16 protein-coding genes are annotated in these 15,661 nt (G+C 69.7%); 7 read left to right on the top strand and 9 right to left on the bottom strand.

What is annotated here, in order from left to right; all coding sequences use genetic code 11:
• Nucleotides 1–11: 11 nt before the first annotated feature.
• From ACZ7CH_RS27500 to ACZ7CH_RS27510, 3 genes are read left to right on the top strand one after another with little or no spacing between them, the layout of a single operon-like run.
• Nucleotides 12–962 (top strand): nuclear transport factor 2 family protein, encoded by a 951-nt coding sequence (locus tag ACZ7CH_RS27500; protein ID WP_470375274.1) that lies wholly within the window; start codon nt 12–14, stop codon nt 960–962.
• Between the two features lie 31 nt (nt 963–993).
• Nucleotides 994–1,644, top strand: coding sequence for a hypothetical protein (locus ACZ7CH_RS27505; protein ID WP_470375275.1), 651 nt, complete (start codon nt 994–996; stop codon nt 1,642–1,644).
• The gene (locus ACZ7CH_RS27510) at nt 1,553–3,034 is read left to right on the top strand and encodes a multicopper oxidase family protein (protein ID WP_470375276.1); all 1,482 of its coding nucleotides are present in this window, start codon (nt 1,553–1,555) and stop codon (nt 3,032–3,034) included. The genes ACZ7CH_RS27505 and ACZ7CH_RS27510 overlap by 92 nt, the downstream gene beginning before the upstream one ends.
• A gap of 65 nt (nt 3,035–3,099) precedes the next feature.
• Here the strand turns inward: ACZ7CH_RS27510 and ACZ7CH_RS27515 are convergent, their stop codons facing one another.
• Both ACZ7CH_RS27515 and ACZ7CH_RS27520 read right to left on the bottom strand, forming a co-directional pair.
• Nucleotides 3,100–4,242, bottom strand: a complete 1,143-nt coding sequence (locus ACZ7CH_RS27515; RefSeq protein ID WP_470375277.1) for a hypothetical protein — start codon at nt 4,240–4,242, stop codon at nt 3,100–3,102.
• Between the two features lie 81 nt (nt 4,243–4,323).
• Nucleotides 4,324–5,664 (bottom strand): glycosyltransferase, encoded by a 1,341-nt coding sequence (locus ACZ7CH_RS27520; protein WP_470375278.1) that lies wholly within the window; start codon nt 5,662–5,664, stop codon nt 4,324–4,326.
• 100 nt (nt 5,665–5,764) lie between these two features.
• On the opposite strand from ACZ7CH_RS27520, the gene ACZ7CH_RS27525 reads away from it, so the two are divergent.
• The gene (locus ACZ7CH_RS27525; RefSeq protein WP_458432799.1) at nt 5,765–5,908 is read left to right on the top strand and encodes a hypothetical protein; all 144 of its coding nucleotides are present in this window, start codon (nt 5,765–5,767) and stop codon (nt 5,906–5,908) included.
• 26 nt (nt 5,909–5,934) lie between these two features.
• Here the strand turns inward: ACZ7CH_RS27525 and ACZ7CH_RS27530 are convergent, their stop codons facing one another.
• From ACZ7CH_RS27530 to ACZ7CH_RS27560, 7 genes are all read right to left on the bottom strand, one after another.
• Nucleotides 5,935–6,954 carry an NAD(P)-dependent alcohol dehydrogenase gene (locus ACZ7CH_RS27530; protein WP_470375279.1) on the bottom strand — a complete coding sequence of 340 codons (1,020 nt, stop codon included), beginning with the start codon at nt 6,952–6,954 and terminating at the stop codon, nt 5,935–5,937.
• Between the two features lie 89 nt (nt 6,955–7,043).
• Nucleotides 7,044–7,655, bottom strand: coding sequence for a TetR/AcrR family transcriptional regulator (locus ACZ7CH_RS27535; RefSeq protein WP_470375280.1), 612 nt, complete (start codon nt 7,653–7,655; stop codon nt 7,044–7,046).
• Between the two features lie 46 nt (nt 7,656–7,701).
• A complete protein-coding gene (locus tag ACZ7CH_RS27540) occupies nt 7,702–8,166 on the bottom strand; it encodes a nuclear transport factor 2 family protein (RefSeq protein WP_470375281.1) in 465 nt (154 codons plus the stop codon).
• Between the two features lie 144 nt (nt 8,167–8,310).
• Complete coding sequence (locus tag ACZ7CH_RS27545; RefSeq protein ID WP_470375282.1) at nt 8,311–9,300, bottom strand: beta-ketoacyl-[acyl-carrier-protein] synthase family protein; 990 nt, start codon at nt 9,298–9,300, stop codon at nt 8,311–8,313.
• Entirely contained in the window at nt 9,297–10,526 is a 1,230-nt protein-coding gene (locus ACZ7CH_RS27550) for a cytochrome P450 (protein WP_360384803.1), read from the bottom strand. The genes ACZ7CH_RS27545 and ACZ7CH_RS27550 overlap by 4 nt, the downstream gene beginning before the upstream one ends.
• Entirely contained in the window at nt 10,523–10,807 is a 285-nt protein-coding gene (locus ACZ7CH_RS27555; RefSeq protein WP_470375283.1) for an acyl carrier protein, read from the bottom strand. The genes ACZ7CH_RS27550 and ACZ7CH_RS27555 overlap by 4 nt, the downstream gene beginning before the upstream one ends.
• A complete protein-coding gene (locus ACZ7CH_RS27560; protein ID WP_470375284.1) occupies nt 10,804–12,438 on the bottom strand; it encodes an AMP-binding protein in 1,635 nt (544 codons plus the stop codon). Before ACZ7CH_RS27560 ends, ACZ7CH_RS27555 begins: the two co-directional genes overlap by 4 nt.
• A 602-nt stretch (nt 12,439–13,040) precedes the next feature.
• Here ACZ7CH_RS27560 and ACZ7CH_RS27565 point away from each other — a divergent pair.
• Genes ACZ7CH_RS27565 through ACZ7CH_RS27575 form a run of 3 tightly spaced genes read left to right on the top strand, consistent with a single transcriptional unit; the run spans nt 13,041 to nt 15,482 of the window.
• On the top strand, nt 13,041–13,826 hold the full coding sequence (locus tag ACZ7CH_RS27565; RefSeq protein WP_470375285.1) for a polysaccharide deacetylase family protein: 786 nt from the start codon (nt 13,041–13,043) through the stop codon (nt 13,824–13,826).
• Nucleotides 13,827–13,872: 46 nt separating this feature from the next.
• Entirely contained in the window at nt 13,873–14,484 is a 612-nt protein-coding gene (locus ACZ7CH_RS27570; RefSeq protein ID WP_470375286.1) for a hypothetical protein, read from the top strand.
• A gap of 47 nt (nt 14,485–14,531) precedes the next feature.
• Entirely contained in the window at nt 14,532–15,482 is a 951-nt protein-coding gene (locus ACZ7CH_RS27575) for an LLM class F420-dependent oxidoreductase (protein WP_470375287.1), read from the top strand.
• Nucleotides 15,483–15,661: the final 179 nt, after the last annotated feature.

Raw genomic sequence — 15,661 nt, forward strand, 5'->3', positions numbered from 1 at the left:
CGAGAACCAAGATGCCGAAAAGGACCTACCGATCCCGGACCCGCTGGCGTGCGGTGGTGCCGGTCATCCTCTCCGTCACCGTGATCGCCGCCTTCACCCCGGCCGTCACCGCCGCACCCACCCAGCACCGGCAAGGCGCGTTCGAGTCGATCGCCACCCCGAAGGAAAGGGCGAACAGGGCGGTCGTCCTCGGCCTCTACTCCGCGCTGAACCGCGGGGACCTCGGACACCTCGACAGGGTGGTGCGCCCTGACCTCGTCCAGCACTACCCGGCGATCGCAGACGGCCGGGCCGCGTTCCGGGCGTACCACGCGGGCCTGCGGAACCAGAACCCGAACCTCCGTTTCACCGTGAAGCGGACCATCGCCCAGAACGACCTGGTCGTGGTGCACAGCCACTTCGCAGGGAAGCCCGGCGACGCGGGTGTCGCCAAGATCAACCTCTTCCGCCTCGACCGGGGCAGGATCGCCGAGCACTGGGAGGTCAACGAGGCGGTCCGGCCGGTGAGCATCGGCAACGACATGTTCTCCACGCTCAGCTCGCCGAAGATCTCCCAGTCGCTGCCGTTCGCCACGGACGCCGAAAGCGAACGCCTCGGCCGGGCCGCCTTCTCCGAGATCGTCAACCAGCCCGATGACGAGCTCCGCCTCCGGGCGCTGGACCGCTACATCGGGGACAACACCTACTACCAGCACTTCCCGGACGTCCCGAACGGAACCGAGGCACTGCAGCAGTTCCTGCACGCCGCGTACGCCGCGCAGCCGGACTACCGCGCCAACGTGAAGACCGTCGTCGCAGAGGGAGACCTGGTCGCGGTCTTCGTCCACCTGGAGAAGCTGTTCGACATGGAGAACGGCGTAGGTGTCGACCTGTACCGCGTCCGTGGCGGGAAACTGCTGGAACACTGGGCCGTCCTGCAGCCGATTCCGCCGACTTCGGCCAACCCCAACACGATGTACTGATCCGAAGGACGCGGGCGGGAAAGGCGGCTCCATGCAGGACGAACTCGCACTCCGGCCCGCGTCCTCGTCATCATCGGGCCGTGGCCGGCCCACGACTCCACTGGCTCTGCTCGCGATCGTCCTCGCGGCGGTCGTCGCCTGGCAGATCCGGGACTGGTCGTCCTACTTGGACGTCAGGCCGCGGCAGTCGTCCCTCCTGCCGGCCGGTGCCGGGCACCACGCGGGAACAGGGGGCGGGGCCCTCGCCCCGCCTCCCGCCGTCGTTGCGCACGCCGTCCCCAACTTCGTCGGCATCACGCTGCTCGCCGCGCACGTGACGATGGCGATCGTGGTGCTGGCCGGCGCCGCCACCCGGCGGTGGGCGGCGACCAGGCGCATCACCGCCGCGCTGGTCTTCGCGGCGACGGCGGCCGTCCTCAGCGCCTCGGCGACGATCCCCCTCGCGGGACTCACCGTCGGCAACGCGATCTCACGCGGCAACACGATGTCCGCGGCGATCACCGTGTTGCAGCACTCGTTCGTGCTCTCCCTGCTGGCCGCGGTCGCCCTCCACCCGCGGATCGCCCCCCGACTCCCTGAAGGTGATCGACGTGCTGAACAGAAGAGATGCGATCAAACTCGGTTCCGTCGTCGGCGCGGCCCTGGTCTTCCCGGCGAAGCAGCTGGCATCCGCGTTCTCTGACGATCTGCCGGAGGTGCCGCCCTTCTCACTGCCGCTGTCGATCCCCCCGGTGCTGAAGCCCACGCGGAGCACGGCGGACACCGACTTCTACGACATGCGGATCGCGGAGACCGAGCTGGAGGTCCTCCCCGGCATCCGGACCAGGACGCTCACCTTCAACGGGAGCTTCCCCGGCCCCACCCTCCGCGCCCGGCGCGGTCGTGCCGTCGTGGTCCGGCAGTTCAACGGCCTGTCCGGCCCCGCCACCGTCCACCTGCACGGCGCGGACGTCCCGGCGTCGAGTGACGGGCATCCGATGGACCCGATCGCGCCCGGCCGGTCCAGGGAGTACCGGTACCCGAACGACCAACGGGCCGCGACGCTCTGGTACCACGACCACACGCACCACCTCGAAGCTGAACGGGTCTACCGCGGCCTTTCCGGCGCGTACCTGCTGTCGGACCCCGTGGACGCGCTGCTTCCATTGCCCAGTGGCGAGTTCGACGTTCCCCTCATGCTCAGGGACGCGAAGTTCGACAGCAGGGGCCAGCTCGTCTTCGTGCCGGACGACTTCCTGAACCGGCCGACGGTGCTCGTCAACGGACGGCCGCAGCCCTACTTCGAGGTCAAGCGGAAGCTGTACCGCCTCAGGCTGATCAACGGCTCGAACCTGGAGATGTTCAAGTTCCGGCTTTCCACCGGAGCGCCGTTCCTGCAGATCGCGTCCGATGGCGGCTTCCTGCGCGTGCCCGCGGCGCGGCAGGAGGTCGACGTCTGGCCGGCGGAGCGCGCCGAGGTCCTGGTGGACTTCCGGTCGGTTCCGCCGGGCACCGCCATCGCGCTGCAGAACGTGGCGGCCCTGTCCGAGGACAAGCGCGACGTCCTGCAGTTCCGGGTCGGCGACGGGGGTGCGTGGGCCAAGCCGGAGATCGCCATCCCCGGCTGGTCCCGCGCGCGGGTTCCGTCGGTGGGGGGACAGATCCCGGGATGGCCGGCGCACGACCCGCTGCGCGGCCGGGTCACGAGAACCCGCCGTTTCGTCCTGCGGCTCGACCTCGAGCGCGGCCAGTTCGTCATCAACGACCAGGGGTTCGACCCGGACCGCGTGGACGCGACGATCGAGCACGGCTCGACCGAGATCTGGGAGGTCGTGAACGACGACGCCGCTCTCGGCATCCAGCACACGCTGCACCTGCACCTCGTGCAGTTCAGGGTCCTCGACCGGAACGGCAAGCCCGAGCCCGCCTACGACTCATACCCGAAGGACACCGTCCGCCTGTTCCCCGGCGACGTGGTCCGCATCCAGGCGACGTTCGACTCCCACCTCGGCCGGTACCCGTTCCACTGCCACTTCCTCGACCACGCGACCCACTCGATGATGGGCCAGTTCGAGGTCGTGCCGAGACGATGAGGGAGCTGGACGCGGGTGGTGACCGCACTGCCGGTCACCACCCGCGTCCAGCTCGACGTGGGAGCTCAGTCCGACTTGTCCGGACGGTTGCGCCCCAGGGACTCGTGCGCGGAGACGAACTCGTTCGCGCACTGGGCGACCGCGCAACCGACCTCGCCCGCCAGCAACACCGCGGCGATGATCTCGGCGAGCTTGGCCACCTTGCCGGTGCCGGCGCACCCGACCATTCCCAGCGTCGCCTGGAAGGCCGGCAGGCCGGTCCCGCCACCGACCGTCCCCACGACGAGCGTCGGCAGCGTCAGGGAGACCTCCCAGTCGCCACTGCTCGTCACGCGCGAGTCCACGATTCCCTTCGCGCACTCGCCCAGGTAGGCCATGTCCTGCCCGAACGCCTGGAACAGGCCGGCCATGCCGTTGGCGACGTGGATGTTGAGCGATGAGCTGCCGTGCAGCGCGAGCGTGCTCCGGTAGGCCTGGACGTACCGGTCCAGCCGCAGCACGTCCGTCCGCCCCTGCGAAGCCACGACGTCCGCCGGGACAACTGCCCGAGCGGTCACCGACTTGCCCTTCAGGCGTGCCGGGATGGGCTTCTTGTCCTCCGCGTACGGCAGGAACTCCTCCAGCTCGATGCCGCTGTGCCGGACGACGTGCTCCGAGACCGCGGCGATCGCCTTGCTCGCCATGTTGCTGCCCATCGCATCACCGGTGGTGAACTCGACGGAGACCAGCACGGTGGAGCCGGCGTGGTCGAAGCTGAGGCGCTGCGCACGCAGATGACCGCTGGTGCTCTCCGCCACGGCGAGCAGCACCTGCTCCTGGGTCCGGCACCACGTCACGAGGTCCTGCGCCGCGCGGAGGCTGCTCACCCGGTAGTGGATGCCCCGCAGGAAGCGGTCGGCCGTCACGACGACCTCGCAGCCCCCCGACGCCTTGAGCATCTTCGCACCGCGGCTGTAGGAGGCCACGAGGGTGCCCTCCAGCGTTGCCATGGGGACCACGAACTCGCCTGCGGCGTGTTGCCCGTTGACCAGCACGGGACCGCAAAGCCCGAGGGGTACCGGTACGGCGCCGACGAAGTTCTCGACGTTGCCCGCGACGTCGCTCTCGGTGAGCGTCGTCTCCAACGCCGTGATCAGCTCCTTGTCGTCGGAGAGCAGTTCCGCCAGCAAGTTCTGCCGGTGACGCTCGCTGGTGCGCGAGATGTGCATCTTCACATGCCGTTCTGCTGAGTGTCGGTAGGCCTCACCTGGTGCGCCGGTCCCGCGCGAACGTTCCCGGCGTCCCGCAGGTCAGGAGTGGAGGAGATCGCCGACCGGACCGGTTTCCTGAGAAATCGGGGATTTACCCGCACTGTCGACGATCTCGGTGATGGTGCGAAGCGCGTCGTACTCCGCGTACTCGGCTTGCAGCCGTTGCGCGGCGGCGCGGTAGCTGTTGTCGCGCAGCACCTCGTTCACCGCTGCGCCGATGTCAGAGGCGCGCGGCCGGCCCGTCGCGAGGTTGATGGCCGCGCCGGTCCACGCGGCGTGCGCGGTGGCGTCCTTCTTCTCCTCGGTCTCGCCCGCCAGGACGAGCGGCACACCGCGGCTGAGGGCCATCTGCATCCCGCCGAACCCGCCGTTGCTGACGAACACGTCGACGTGCGGGAGCAGTTGCGTGTACGGGATGTACTCCGCGGCACGCACGTTGTCCGGCAGGGCGCCGAGGTCGCTCACCGGACGGCCGCCGGTGGTGGCGATCACGAGGCAGTCGTGGCCGGCCAGGGCCTCGATCGTGGGCAGCATCAGTTCGGAGTAGTCGTCATTGCTGACGGTGCCCTGCGAAACGAGCACCACCTTGTCGGCGTTGAGCACGTCGTCCCACCACTGCGGCAGCGGCACGTCCTGGTGGTCGGCCTCCCACGGCACGCCCACGAAGCGAACCGAACCGGGGAGGTCGCTGCGCGGGTACTCCAGGGAGGGGATGGACAGGTGCAGGCACTCGTCGGGCACCACGACCTGGGCGTCGAAGTAGGACGGCAGCGTGCCGGTGCCGCCGCAGTCGCGGACCAGCTGCTCCGCGAGGCTTTGCGCTGAGGAGAACGCCGCGCGCACCTCCGCGTTGAGCCGGGCGTTGCGCTCCCGTCCGCTCGGTGACGCGTCGGGCGGCAGACCCATGCCGAAAGGCGCCGTGTCCACGCTGTACAGGGGAAGCACCGTGACACCGAGACCGAGCACCCGCGCGGGCCGGATGCCCGGCGCGCCCAGCTGGATCGGCCACAGGCCGGTGAAGTACATCTCGTGCAGCACGACCGCGGGCGTGTCCGGTTGCTGGGCAAGAACTTCCTGGATCGCCTCGTGCTGCTCCCGCATGGGCTTGGCCAGCACCTCGGTGAGGTAGACGGAGATCTGCTCGACACCGGGCGCGGCGGCGACGAGCTGCGGGAAGGTCTGGTACACGTTCGGGCCGTCGTAGTCGGCGTGCCCCTTGAGCGGGTGGAAGGTGGCGCCCGTGCTGAGAACCGCGTCGCGCAGGTTGGTGCCGGTGACGAAGGTGACGTCGTACCCCCGGGCCACGAGGTGGGCGGCGATGGGGCGCAGCGGGTTCACGTGTCCGGGAAAGGGAATCGCTGCCATGACCACGCGCGTCATACCTTGACCTCCGGAGGTGTGTTTCGGGGAGAAGCCCGTCGGCGGACGGTGCCGGAATCTCGGTCGCCGACTCGTGCAGGGCGCCCGGGAGATGACCGCCGTGACCGGCGAAGAGAAACCGGGTCGGCGCTTTGCTGGTTCACAAAACTCCCTCATCGGTGTGCTCTCTCCGAATATTGCCCTCGCGTCAGTGGTGAACAAGGCGTCATTCCGCCTTGTGGAACAACAAGACCGTCAATTTTGACGTGATACGAGTGGCGTGGGCTGTTCTCAGGTGAAGTCGACGACGGCGCGATAGCGCACGTTGCCCTTGCGAACCCGGTCGAGTGCCTGTTCGAAGTCGGTCAGCGCGAACGTCTCCACTTGGGGACGGATGGCGTGGCGGGCCGCGAAGTCGAGCATCTGCCGGGTCTCCGTCACCGTCCCGACGATGCCTCCGGTGATCTCCTTCGCCTCGGACACCAATCCCAGGGCCGACACGGAGATGGGCCGCTCCGGCACCCCCGCGACGCAAAGACGGCCTTGTGGAGCAAGGATTCCCAGGTAGTCGTCCCAGGGCAGGTCACCGGAGACGGTGGACAGCACGAAGTCGAACGAGCCGGCCGCCGCCCGCAGGGCTCCTGGCTCCCGGGAGGCGATGAAGTCCGTGGCGCCGAAGCGTTCGGCGTCGGCCTGCTTGTCCTTGGTGGTCGAGATGGCGGTGACCGCGCAACCCCACCTGGTCAAGAACTGGAGCGCGAGGTGGCCGAGGCCGCCGATGCCCACGACGGCGACGCGGTGCGTCGGGAGTACCCGGTTGGCGAGCAGCGGTGAGAACACCGTGGTGCCGGCGCACATCAGCGGTGCGGCGTGTTCGGACGGCATCGAGTCGGGGATCGGGTGGACGTGGCGCCAATCGCTCGCCCTGACGTGGTGGGCGAAGCCGCCGCGGTCGCCGCGGAGCACCAGGGCGTCGCGACGTGGGCACAGGTTGGTGCGCCCGCTGAGGCACGACTCGCACCGGAAGCACGACCCGGCGAGTGCGCCGACGCCGACGCGCCGCCCGATCGGCAACGCCGCCTCGTCGACGGCGGAGCCGATGGCGACCACCTCGCCCACGACCTCATGTCCGGCCACGGCCGGGAACCGCGCAAGGCCCCACTCGTCGTCGATGGCGGCGAGATCGGTGTGGCAGATGCCGCCGTGAGTCACGCGCACGTCGACCTCGTTGGGCCCCAGCGGTCCCGAGTCATACTCGTAGGGCTGCAAGGCGCCGCCGGCGGTGCGGGCCGCATAGGCGATGACCTTCATGGTGAATTCCTCTCAGGACAGCCGATGGCGACCGATCACCCGTGCGGTGATCGGTGGAACTGGTGGACGTGCTCTCTGCGGAGCCGGGATCAGCCTTGTTCGCGGGTGATCGCAGCGAGGACGACGTGCTGCACCGCGCGGACGGTTGTGGGAAGTGCGCCGGGGTCCCTGCTGATCCGGTGGATGCCGGCGCGCACGGTGCCGGTCAGGAGGTCGACGGTGAGCGAGACGTCATCGACCGCACGGAACTCGCCGGTGCCGATGCCGTCGCGGACGACGTTCTCCACCTCGGTCACAAGGGCGGTGAACGGGTTCTCCCGCCCTGCTGGGAGCTCGGCGACCAGCGGTGTGGAGTTGGGGAGGAACATCAGGCGCATGGCGTGGTTCGTGGAGGCCGACAGGATCGCTTCGATGATCGTCCGCATCCTGCCGGCAGCCGGTTCCGCGGAGCGTGCGGCGATCGCGGACACCTGGTGCGCCAGCGGGCGGCCGGCCCGCCGGGCCAGTTCGAGGACCAGCTCGCGCTTGTCGCCGGCGTAGTTGTAGAGGGTGTTGCGCGCGAGTCCTGCCTGCGCGGCGATGTGGCCCATGGTGATGGAGTCGTAGTCGCGTTCGAGCAGCAGCTGCCGCACCGCCTCGGTGAGGTCGGCCCACACCACCTCGTGGTGTTCCTCGATGGTGGCGGCTTTGATCCGCGGCATCTGCTCGTTCTCCTCGGAAAGCCGGCTCCGGCCGGATGACCTCGTCCTACGCCGTCGGCACGGCGTCCGGCAGCCGGGGCTGGTTCTCCTGGTGGATCGCGGTCAGCGTGACGTGCGTGAGCCGCCAGCCCTCCGGCGTGCGGATCGCCTCGTTGTCGTAGAAGCCGACCACCAGCCACGGACCGGCGCCATCGGCGGTGAGCTCTTCCGGCAGCCAGTGCTCGGCGCGGACGTGGGCGTGAATCCTGGCCTTGTCGCCGTCGATCTCGATGACATGACCGGTGATGGCGTGGTGCGTCGCCTTGAACGCCGCGAAGCTCGCACGGAGGACCTCGACGTACTGGCTCAGAGCGATCGTCATCGGCGGAGTGCCCGTGACGGACGAGAAGTCGAACGAGACCTCGTCGGTGTAGACCCGGCCGGGCAGCGCGTCGAACTCCTTCAGGTCTGCGATGTCGGCGTAGTGGCCCATCACTTCGATGAGCTCGGCCCGATCGTTCAGCGTGGTCATGTCTGTCCCCGTTCCCGTGGTCTGCATGTTTACGACGATCTGTCGCAAACATTACGACAGACTGTCGTAAACAGCAACCTGGGGAGGACGGGAGAGCGTGGTTCGGCCGGAGCGTGCGCCCGTTTGTCTGTTGTGGACGGACGATCAGCACCGCTCGACGACGAGCGCGGTCGCGGTGAACCCGGCGCCGAGGCCGATGAGCAGGGCGCAGTCGCCGATGGCCAACCCGTCGAGGCGGAGGAGGTCGTCCAGGTTGGCGATCGTGTCGCCTGCACCGAGGTGACCTGTGGTGTCCCCGAACACCACGAGACGGTCACGCAAGGCTTCGGGCAGCACCGGGAGCACGGTGTACCTGATGGTGTCCGGGCGCAACCGCGCTGTGCAGACGGCCTGGATGCGATCGGCGTCGTGCAGGTCGGCGTCGGACAGCGCCCGCTGCACCGCTGTGGCGACGGTGGTGCGGATTTCCTGGGCGGTCGTGCGGAACTCCAGCAGGGCGGCGCTGTTGTCGAGCGGGGGTGGTAGCGGCCGGAAGGGGTGGAACCGGGGGAAGGCGCTTTCCAGCCGGGGGTTGCCGGCCCGGCCGGTGGCCAGCACGGCCAGCGGGCCCCGGTCGCGGTGCAGGAGCGCGGCGGTGCCCCCGTCGCCCAGCACCACCTCGGGCGCGGTGCGCCAGCGGTCGTAGGGCAGCTCGCGGGTGTCGGTGCCGGTGCACGCGAGAGCGTGGTGGGTGTCGGGTTCGGTGAGCAGGGTGGTGATGGCGGCGTGCAGCGCCGCGTCGCCGCCGCTGGACATCTGGCTCAGGCCGACGGCGACGGCGTGGGTGGTCCCCAGCGCGGCGGCGAGCCGGTGTGCCGGGGACGCGGGTTCCTCGTCGGTCGCGGACATGCCCGCGTAGGCGAGGAAACCGATCTCCTCCGGCGTGATCCCGGCGGTGGGGAGCACGTCTCGGCAGGCGGTCAGGCCGAGTTGCCACGCCTGCTGCCCGTCGGCGACCGCGACCTCGTGGCAGACGGCCGACCGGGCGTCGATGTCGCTGAGCGTGCCCGCCGTGACCGCATCAGCGGCGCGGGACCGTCCTGCGGGCAGCCAGGTCGTGGCGGCGGAGATGCGCACCCGTCCGGACACCCTCATGCGCGCACACCGCCGAGGTCGACGGGCATCGACTCCAGCCTGCGGTCGAACACCATGTCGCTCCAGCACAGCTCGTGCGGGTCGACGGCGAGCCGCAGCCGCGGGAAGCGGAGGAACAGCGAGCGGACCGCGACGGTGATCTCCATGCGGGCCAGCGGCGCGCCGATGCAGCGGTGCACGCCGCTGCCGAACGACAGGTGGCTGGGCTCACCGTCGCGGTGGGAACGGACCACGTCGGGATCGTCGTAGACACGAGGATCGCGGTTGGCAGCGGCAAGCGACAGCAGCACGGTCGCGTCCTTCGGGATGACGACGTCGCCGACGCGGACGTCGGCGGTGGCGAACCGCCAGATCGCGAACTGGAACGGCGGGTGGTGGCGCAGCAGCTCCTCCACGATCCGCGCGGTGGACGCCTCGCTGCCCAGGGCCTCAGCACGCAGGTCCGGCCTGGCGCCGAGCGTGGCGGCGCCGTGGGCGATGGCGGTGGCGGTGGTGGGTGGTCCTCCCACGAACAGCGCCATGACCGTGCTGAGCAGGTCGCGCACCCCGACGGACTCCGACCGGGCGAGCAGCATGGAGATCAGGTCGTCGCCGGGGTCGTTCCTGCGGTGTTCGACCGTGGCGAGGACGAGGTCGACGAGCTCGTGGTAATAGCCGATCATCTCGGGGCTGTCGGTGGGCTTGCTGGACAGCAGCTCGCGCAGCAGCGCGGCGGCGACCGGCGTGTCCGCGGGGCGCAGGCCGAGCACGGTGCTGATCACCGTGACGGGGACCTGGTTGGCGAAGGCGGTCATCAGGTTGACCGGCCCGCCACCCGCGGCGGCGCCTTGGTGCTCGAGGTGGTCGAGCTGCTCGTGCACGATGCGGTCGACGGTCGCGCGCCAGCGACCCACGGCACCGCTGGAGAGCTCGGCGTTGACCAGCGACCGCAGCCTGCGGTGCTCGGCCCCGTCGGTGTTGAGCATGTGCCGTCCCGTGGAGCTGAGGGTGTCCTCGGGAACGCGCCGTCCGCCGAACTTGTGCTCGGGCGAGCTCAGCAGCCGGGGGTCGACGGCGAGCCGCTCGTCGCGCAGGCAGGCCCGCACGTCGTCGTACCTGGTCACGAGCCAGATCGGGAACCCGTTGGGCAGCTGCACCCGCTGCACGGATGCGGCTTCACGCAGTCGCGCGTAGTAGGCGGTGTTGGTGTCATCGTCAGGCAGCGAGACCAGGGTGGGCAGGCTCATGACCGGTCCCTCTCCACGTCCGCGGTCTTGGCGGACTCGACCAGCGCCGCGAGCTGCGCCACCGTCCGCGCGGTCACCAGGTCGTCCTCGCTGAGCTTGACGCGGCTCGTGTTCTCCACGGCGGTGATCGCGTCCAGCAGCCGCAACGAGTCGACGTTGGGCAGGTAGGCGAGCCGGTCGTCCGGCGACAACTGTTCGGCGGGGATCTCCAGCACCCTGGCGAGCTCCTGGACCACCACGGCCAGCGCCGAGGACTCGTTGCCGTGCACCGGTCCGGTCATGCCGCGTTCTCCTCTCCGAACAGGCGGCGGCGGAGCTCGTCGCGCTTCCACTTGCCGCTGGTGGTGCGGGGCAGCCAGCGGCGGTCGACGGTGCGCACGTCGGCGTCGGTGATGCCGAGGCGTTCACCGACGGCTCGCCGCACGCCCTCGGCCACCGCCGCCCGGTCGGTTTCGACGGTTTCCACGACCACGACCACCCGCTCTCTTTCCTGGTCGGCCACCGCGACGCAGTGGCGCTGGTAGACGCCCGGCACGTGCCGGGCGACGTGCTCGACCTCCTCGGCGTGGACGTTGCGGCCACGCACGATGATCATGTTCTTGTGCCTGCCCGCGACGTGCACCTCCCCGCCCAGCAGGAAGCCCCGGTCGCCGGTGCGCAGCCAGCCGTCGGCCAGGACCCCTGAGGTGGCTGCAGGGTCATCGGTGAGGTAGGCGTCCATGAGGCTGGGGCCACGCACCTGGAGCTCGCCGACACCGGCCTCGGGCAGGACGGTGCCTCCGGCGTCGACGACCCTCACTTCGGTGCCGGGCAACGGGGGACCCTGCGACACGATCGTCCAGCCGGAGTCCCCGGTGACGGGCACGACCCGGCCGTCGGTGGCCGCGGCCCGGTCGAGCGTGATGGTGCGAGGTGCGAGCGCCGGCAGGTCGATGGTGATGCCGGCGCAGTACTCGGCCATGCCGTAAGCCGGGGTCATCGCGCCGGCCGGCAGGCCGTGCCGGCCCAGCACCTCGGTGACGGCGCGGACCGTGGCCGGGGAGACCGGTTCACCGCCGTTGAGCGCCAGGCGCCAGCGTCCGAGGTCGAGCCCGTCGAGCTCCGCGGTGCGGGCGGCTTCGGCCAGCCGGTCGTAGGCGAAGTTCGGTCCTGTGCAGATCGTGACGCCGTGCTCGCCGAGGTAGCGCAACGCGTCCACCGGGCGCCGGATGAACGCCGCCGGTGAGACGAGGTGGGTGTCGAACCCGGCGCACAGCGAGATCAGCAGACCGATCATGCCGAAGTCGTGGAACAGCGGCAGCCACTGGTAGCCGACGTCGGCCGGGGTGAGCTCGCAGCGTGCGACCGGGGCGAGGACGCCGTTGAGGACGGCGCGGTGGGACAGCACGACGCCCTGTGGCCGTGCGGTGGTGCCGGAGGTGAACTGCACGACGGCGCGGTCATCCGGTCCGGGGGTGTGCGTGGTCGGGACGCGGGTGGCCGGCGGGCACCGGTCGGCGTTGACGACGCGCAGTCCGGGGCACCGGCGCTGCAGCGGTTCGAGCGCGGCGGCGAAGAGGTCACCGGTCACGACGTGCCGGATGCCGACGGTGCGGATGAACGCGGCGAGGTCGTCGGCCATGCTGTCGACGTCGTGGGCGACGGCGGGCAGCGGTAGCACGCTGACGGCGGCGCCGGTGGTGAGCACGCCGAGCAGCGCCGGCGGGAAGGACGGAACAGCGGGCAGCAGCACGCCGACCACCTCGCCGGGTCCGGCACCGGCGGCGAGCAGTGCGGCGGCGACGCCGTTGGCCCTGGGGCCGAGTTCGGCACGGGTCAGGACGGTCGTGGACTCCGGGAAGAACATCCGACCGCGGTCACCGGGTGCGCAGTTGATCGCGTCCACGAGCGTGCCGGAAATGTCGATCGCCATGCGTTGTCCCTGTTGTCGCGGTGCGGTGTCAAGTCGTGCAACCGGTGCTGACCGGTGACAGGCGAATCTGTTTTCACAAAGCTTCCAGTGCGGCGGTGAAGCCGTCGCTCAACTTCGAGCGAGTGTAGGGGCAGCGCAATGTCGTGTGACTGTGGACATCCACAGCGCCGCTGCGGTCCGCAGGTCCGCCACGCCGCGGATCACCGGTTCCCCGGTGCTGCGGAAGGCCGCAGTTCGGTCACCTGAACCTCGGCATTCGCGGCTCGCGCGGGAGCCTGCGTTCACATTTGGCGCACATCGTGAAGAGCTGGTGCGCGAATCCGGGACAGGTTCCGCACACCGGAACGTCTCATTGACGCTGATTTCCGCTCAAACTAGCGTGGAAATCCTGAAAGCACGAAATCATCATTCAGGGATTCCCGAGATCACCTGCCGGTGAGTGGCGCTTCGACGCCCCTGTGGCATGAGCAAGAAGGGTTCTGAGAATGCCTGATGTGGATTCCTCGCCTTGGGAGTGGGCTGAATGGCAATGGCGATCCGCGGTGGACGAGGTGGGCGCTGGTGCCCGGTTGGCCCCGGGGAACTGGCCGCAGAACGCGAGGGTGGCCGTCGCGATCTCGGTCGACGTCGACAACGAGACGCTTCCCCTTTCCCGTGGTGAGACCGGACCCGGCCTTCTCTCGCAGGGCCAGTACGGTGCGCGTGTGGGCCTGCCGCGCGTTCTCGAAACGCTCCGCCGGCATTCCGCACCTGCGACGTTCTTCTACCCGGTCGTCTCGACCCTGCTGGATCCCGCCGGGCTCGCCGCGGTGCGGGCGGACGGGCACGAGATCGGTCTGCACGGCTGGATCCACGAGAAGTGCGGTGACCTGACCGCGGAACAGGAACGGGAGTTGGCTCTGCGCAGCGCGGACGGGCTGGAGGCCGCAACCGGCGTCCGTCCGGTCGGTCTGCGCACGCCGTACTGGGACTTCACCGTGCACACGCTGCCGATCATCAGGGAGCTCGGGCTCGAGTACGACTCCTCCCTCATGGCCGATGACCAGCCCTACGAGCTCCTGCACCGGGGTGAGGCGACCGGGGTGACCGAGATCCCGGTGTCCTGGATCCGGGACGACGCCCCCTACTTCCCCGACGACGCTCTGGGGAAGCAGGTCTTGGCGCCGCGTGAAGTGCTGCGGACGTGGCAGGACGAGTTCGACGCGGCCTACGCCGAAGGCGGGTTGTTCACCCTCGCGCTCCACCCGCACATCATCGGGCACCGCTCCCGCGTCAAGGTGCTGGACGAGCTGCTGGCGCACATCGCTGCCCGCACCGGCGTCTGGTGGGCCACCTGTGCCGAGATCGCGCGACACGCGGCGGCACACCGTTCGCCCGCAGTGAGTTGAGCCCCGCCCGTTCGTCGCGAACCGAGAGGACAGAGCACCCGTGTCGATGATCAACGCGGTTCACGAGGACCAGGCCGAGTCCCTGGTCGAGGTCTACGCCCGAGCCTTCCACGACGACCCCGTGTTCTCCTGGATCTTCCCGGACCAGGAACGCCGCATGGACGCCAACCGGGAGTTCTTCACCGTCATCGTGGAAACGACGTTCGCCGGCGGTGGACTCGCGCTCCAGGTCGAGGACTTCAGCGCGGTCTCGTTGTTCTACCCGCCGTCCGTGCTGCCCACCGCGGAGGACCACGCCGAGGTCGTCAGGCGGTTGACGGAGCGGCTGGGCGACCAGGCTGAGCGGGCGGTGGCCTTCGTGGACCTGCTGAACGACAACCACCCGCGGAACGTGCCACCGCACCTGTACGGCACCTTCCTCTCGACGGTCCCTGCGTGGCAGGGCAAAGGGCTCGGAACCGTGCTCAAGAACGCCCAGTTCGCCATCGCCGACGATGCGGACGCGGGCGTGTACGGCGAAGCGAGCTGCCTGCGCAACCTCGCGTTGTACGAACGGCTCGGGCAGGTGCGGCTGGGCGAGCCCATCACCTTGCGAGGTGGTCCGTCGCTGTACCCGATCTGGCGGCCGCAGGCGAGCAAGCGCGGCGCGAAGCCCTGAGGCGGCGAGGGCGTGGCATGGCCGGCGGTGGAACTCCAGGAGGGCCTGTGAGCCGGTGGGGCATCACCGTTCCCCTGCCCGGGATGTCTCTCGCGCTCCACCGGAAGATCGTCGAGGAGCTCCCGGACCTCGGGTACACCGACGTCTGGACGTCCGAGAAGGCGGGCACCGACGCCTTCACCCCTCTGGCGCTCGTCTCCCAGTGGGCGGAGCAGCTGCGCCTGGGCACCGCGGTGGCATCCGTGTACACCCGTGGTCCGGCGCTCCTCGCGATGAACGCGGCGACCCTTGCGGGATTGGCCCCCGGCCGGTTCGTGCTGGGGATCGGCGCCTCGTCGCGGGTGATCGTGCAGCAGTGGAACGGCGCGGAGTACACCACCCCTCTCCGCAGAGTCAGGGACACGCTGCGGTTCCTGCGGGCCGCGCTGGGCGGTGAGAAGGTGACCGAGGCGTATGAGACGTTCTCCGTCAGTGGTTTCCGCCTGCAGAACGCGGTCGATCCGCCGCCTCCCATCGCGCTCGCCGCCCTGAGGCCGGAAATGCTGCGGCTGGCCGCGGAGGAGGCCGATGGTGTGATCACCAACTGGCTCGCTCCCGGTGACGTGCGCCGGGTGCGCGAGGAGGTCGGCCAGGGCGTCGAGCTGGCCGCCAGGATCTTCGTCTGCCCCACCGCGGACAGGGCGCTGGCACGCAGGCTCGGCCGCCGACTCGTCGCGGAGTACCTGACCGTGCCCGCCTATGCGGCGTTCCAGGACTGGCTCGGCCGCGGCGAGGCGCTCAAGTCGGTGCACGACGCCTGGAACCGCGGTGACCGGCGTGAGGCGCTGGAGCTGGTTCCCGACGAGGTCGTGGACGACCTCGTCGTGCACGGCGCGCCCGAAGACTGCCGCGAGCGAATTCGATCCTATGTGGACAACGGCCTGACGACACCGATCATCGCACTGGTCCCGACCGGTGACGATCCTGCTGGGCACGTCAGGAGCCTGGGTCCCGCTTGACGGTTCACCGGGTCCCGGTCGACCCCGGCGCCGTTGCGTGGTTTTCCAGGCAGGCCAACGATTTCCGCGCCGAGCGGAATGACCGGCCCGGTCGGGCTGCCGCGTTCCGGTACGCGGGACGGTTCGTTGACCGAGTCATGATCCACTTCCAGAGTGGATCACGCGGGAAGTGTCTGCGA

Source organism: Lentzea sp. NPDC037011 (assembly GCF_055607425.1).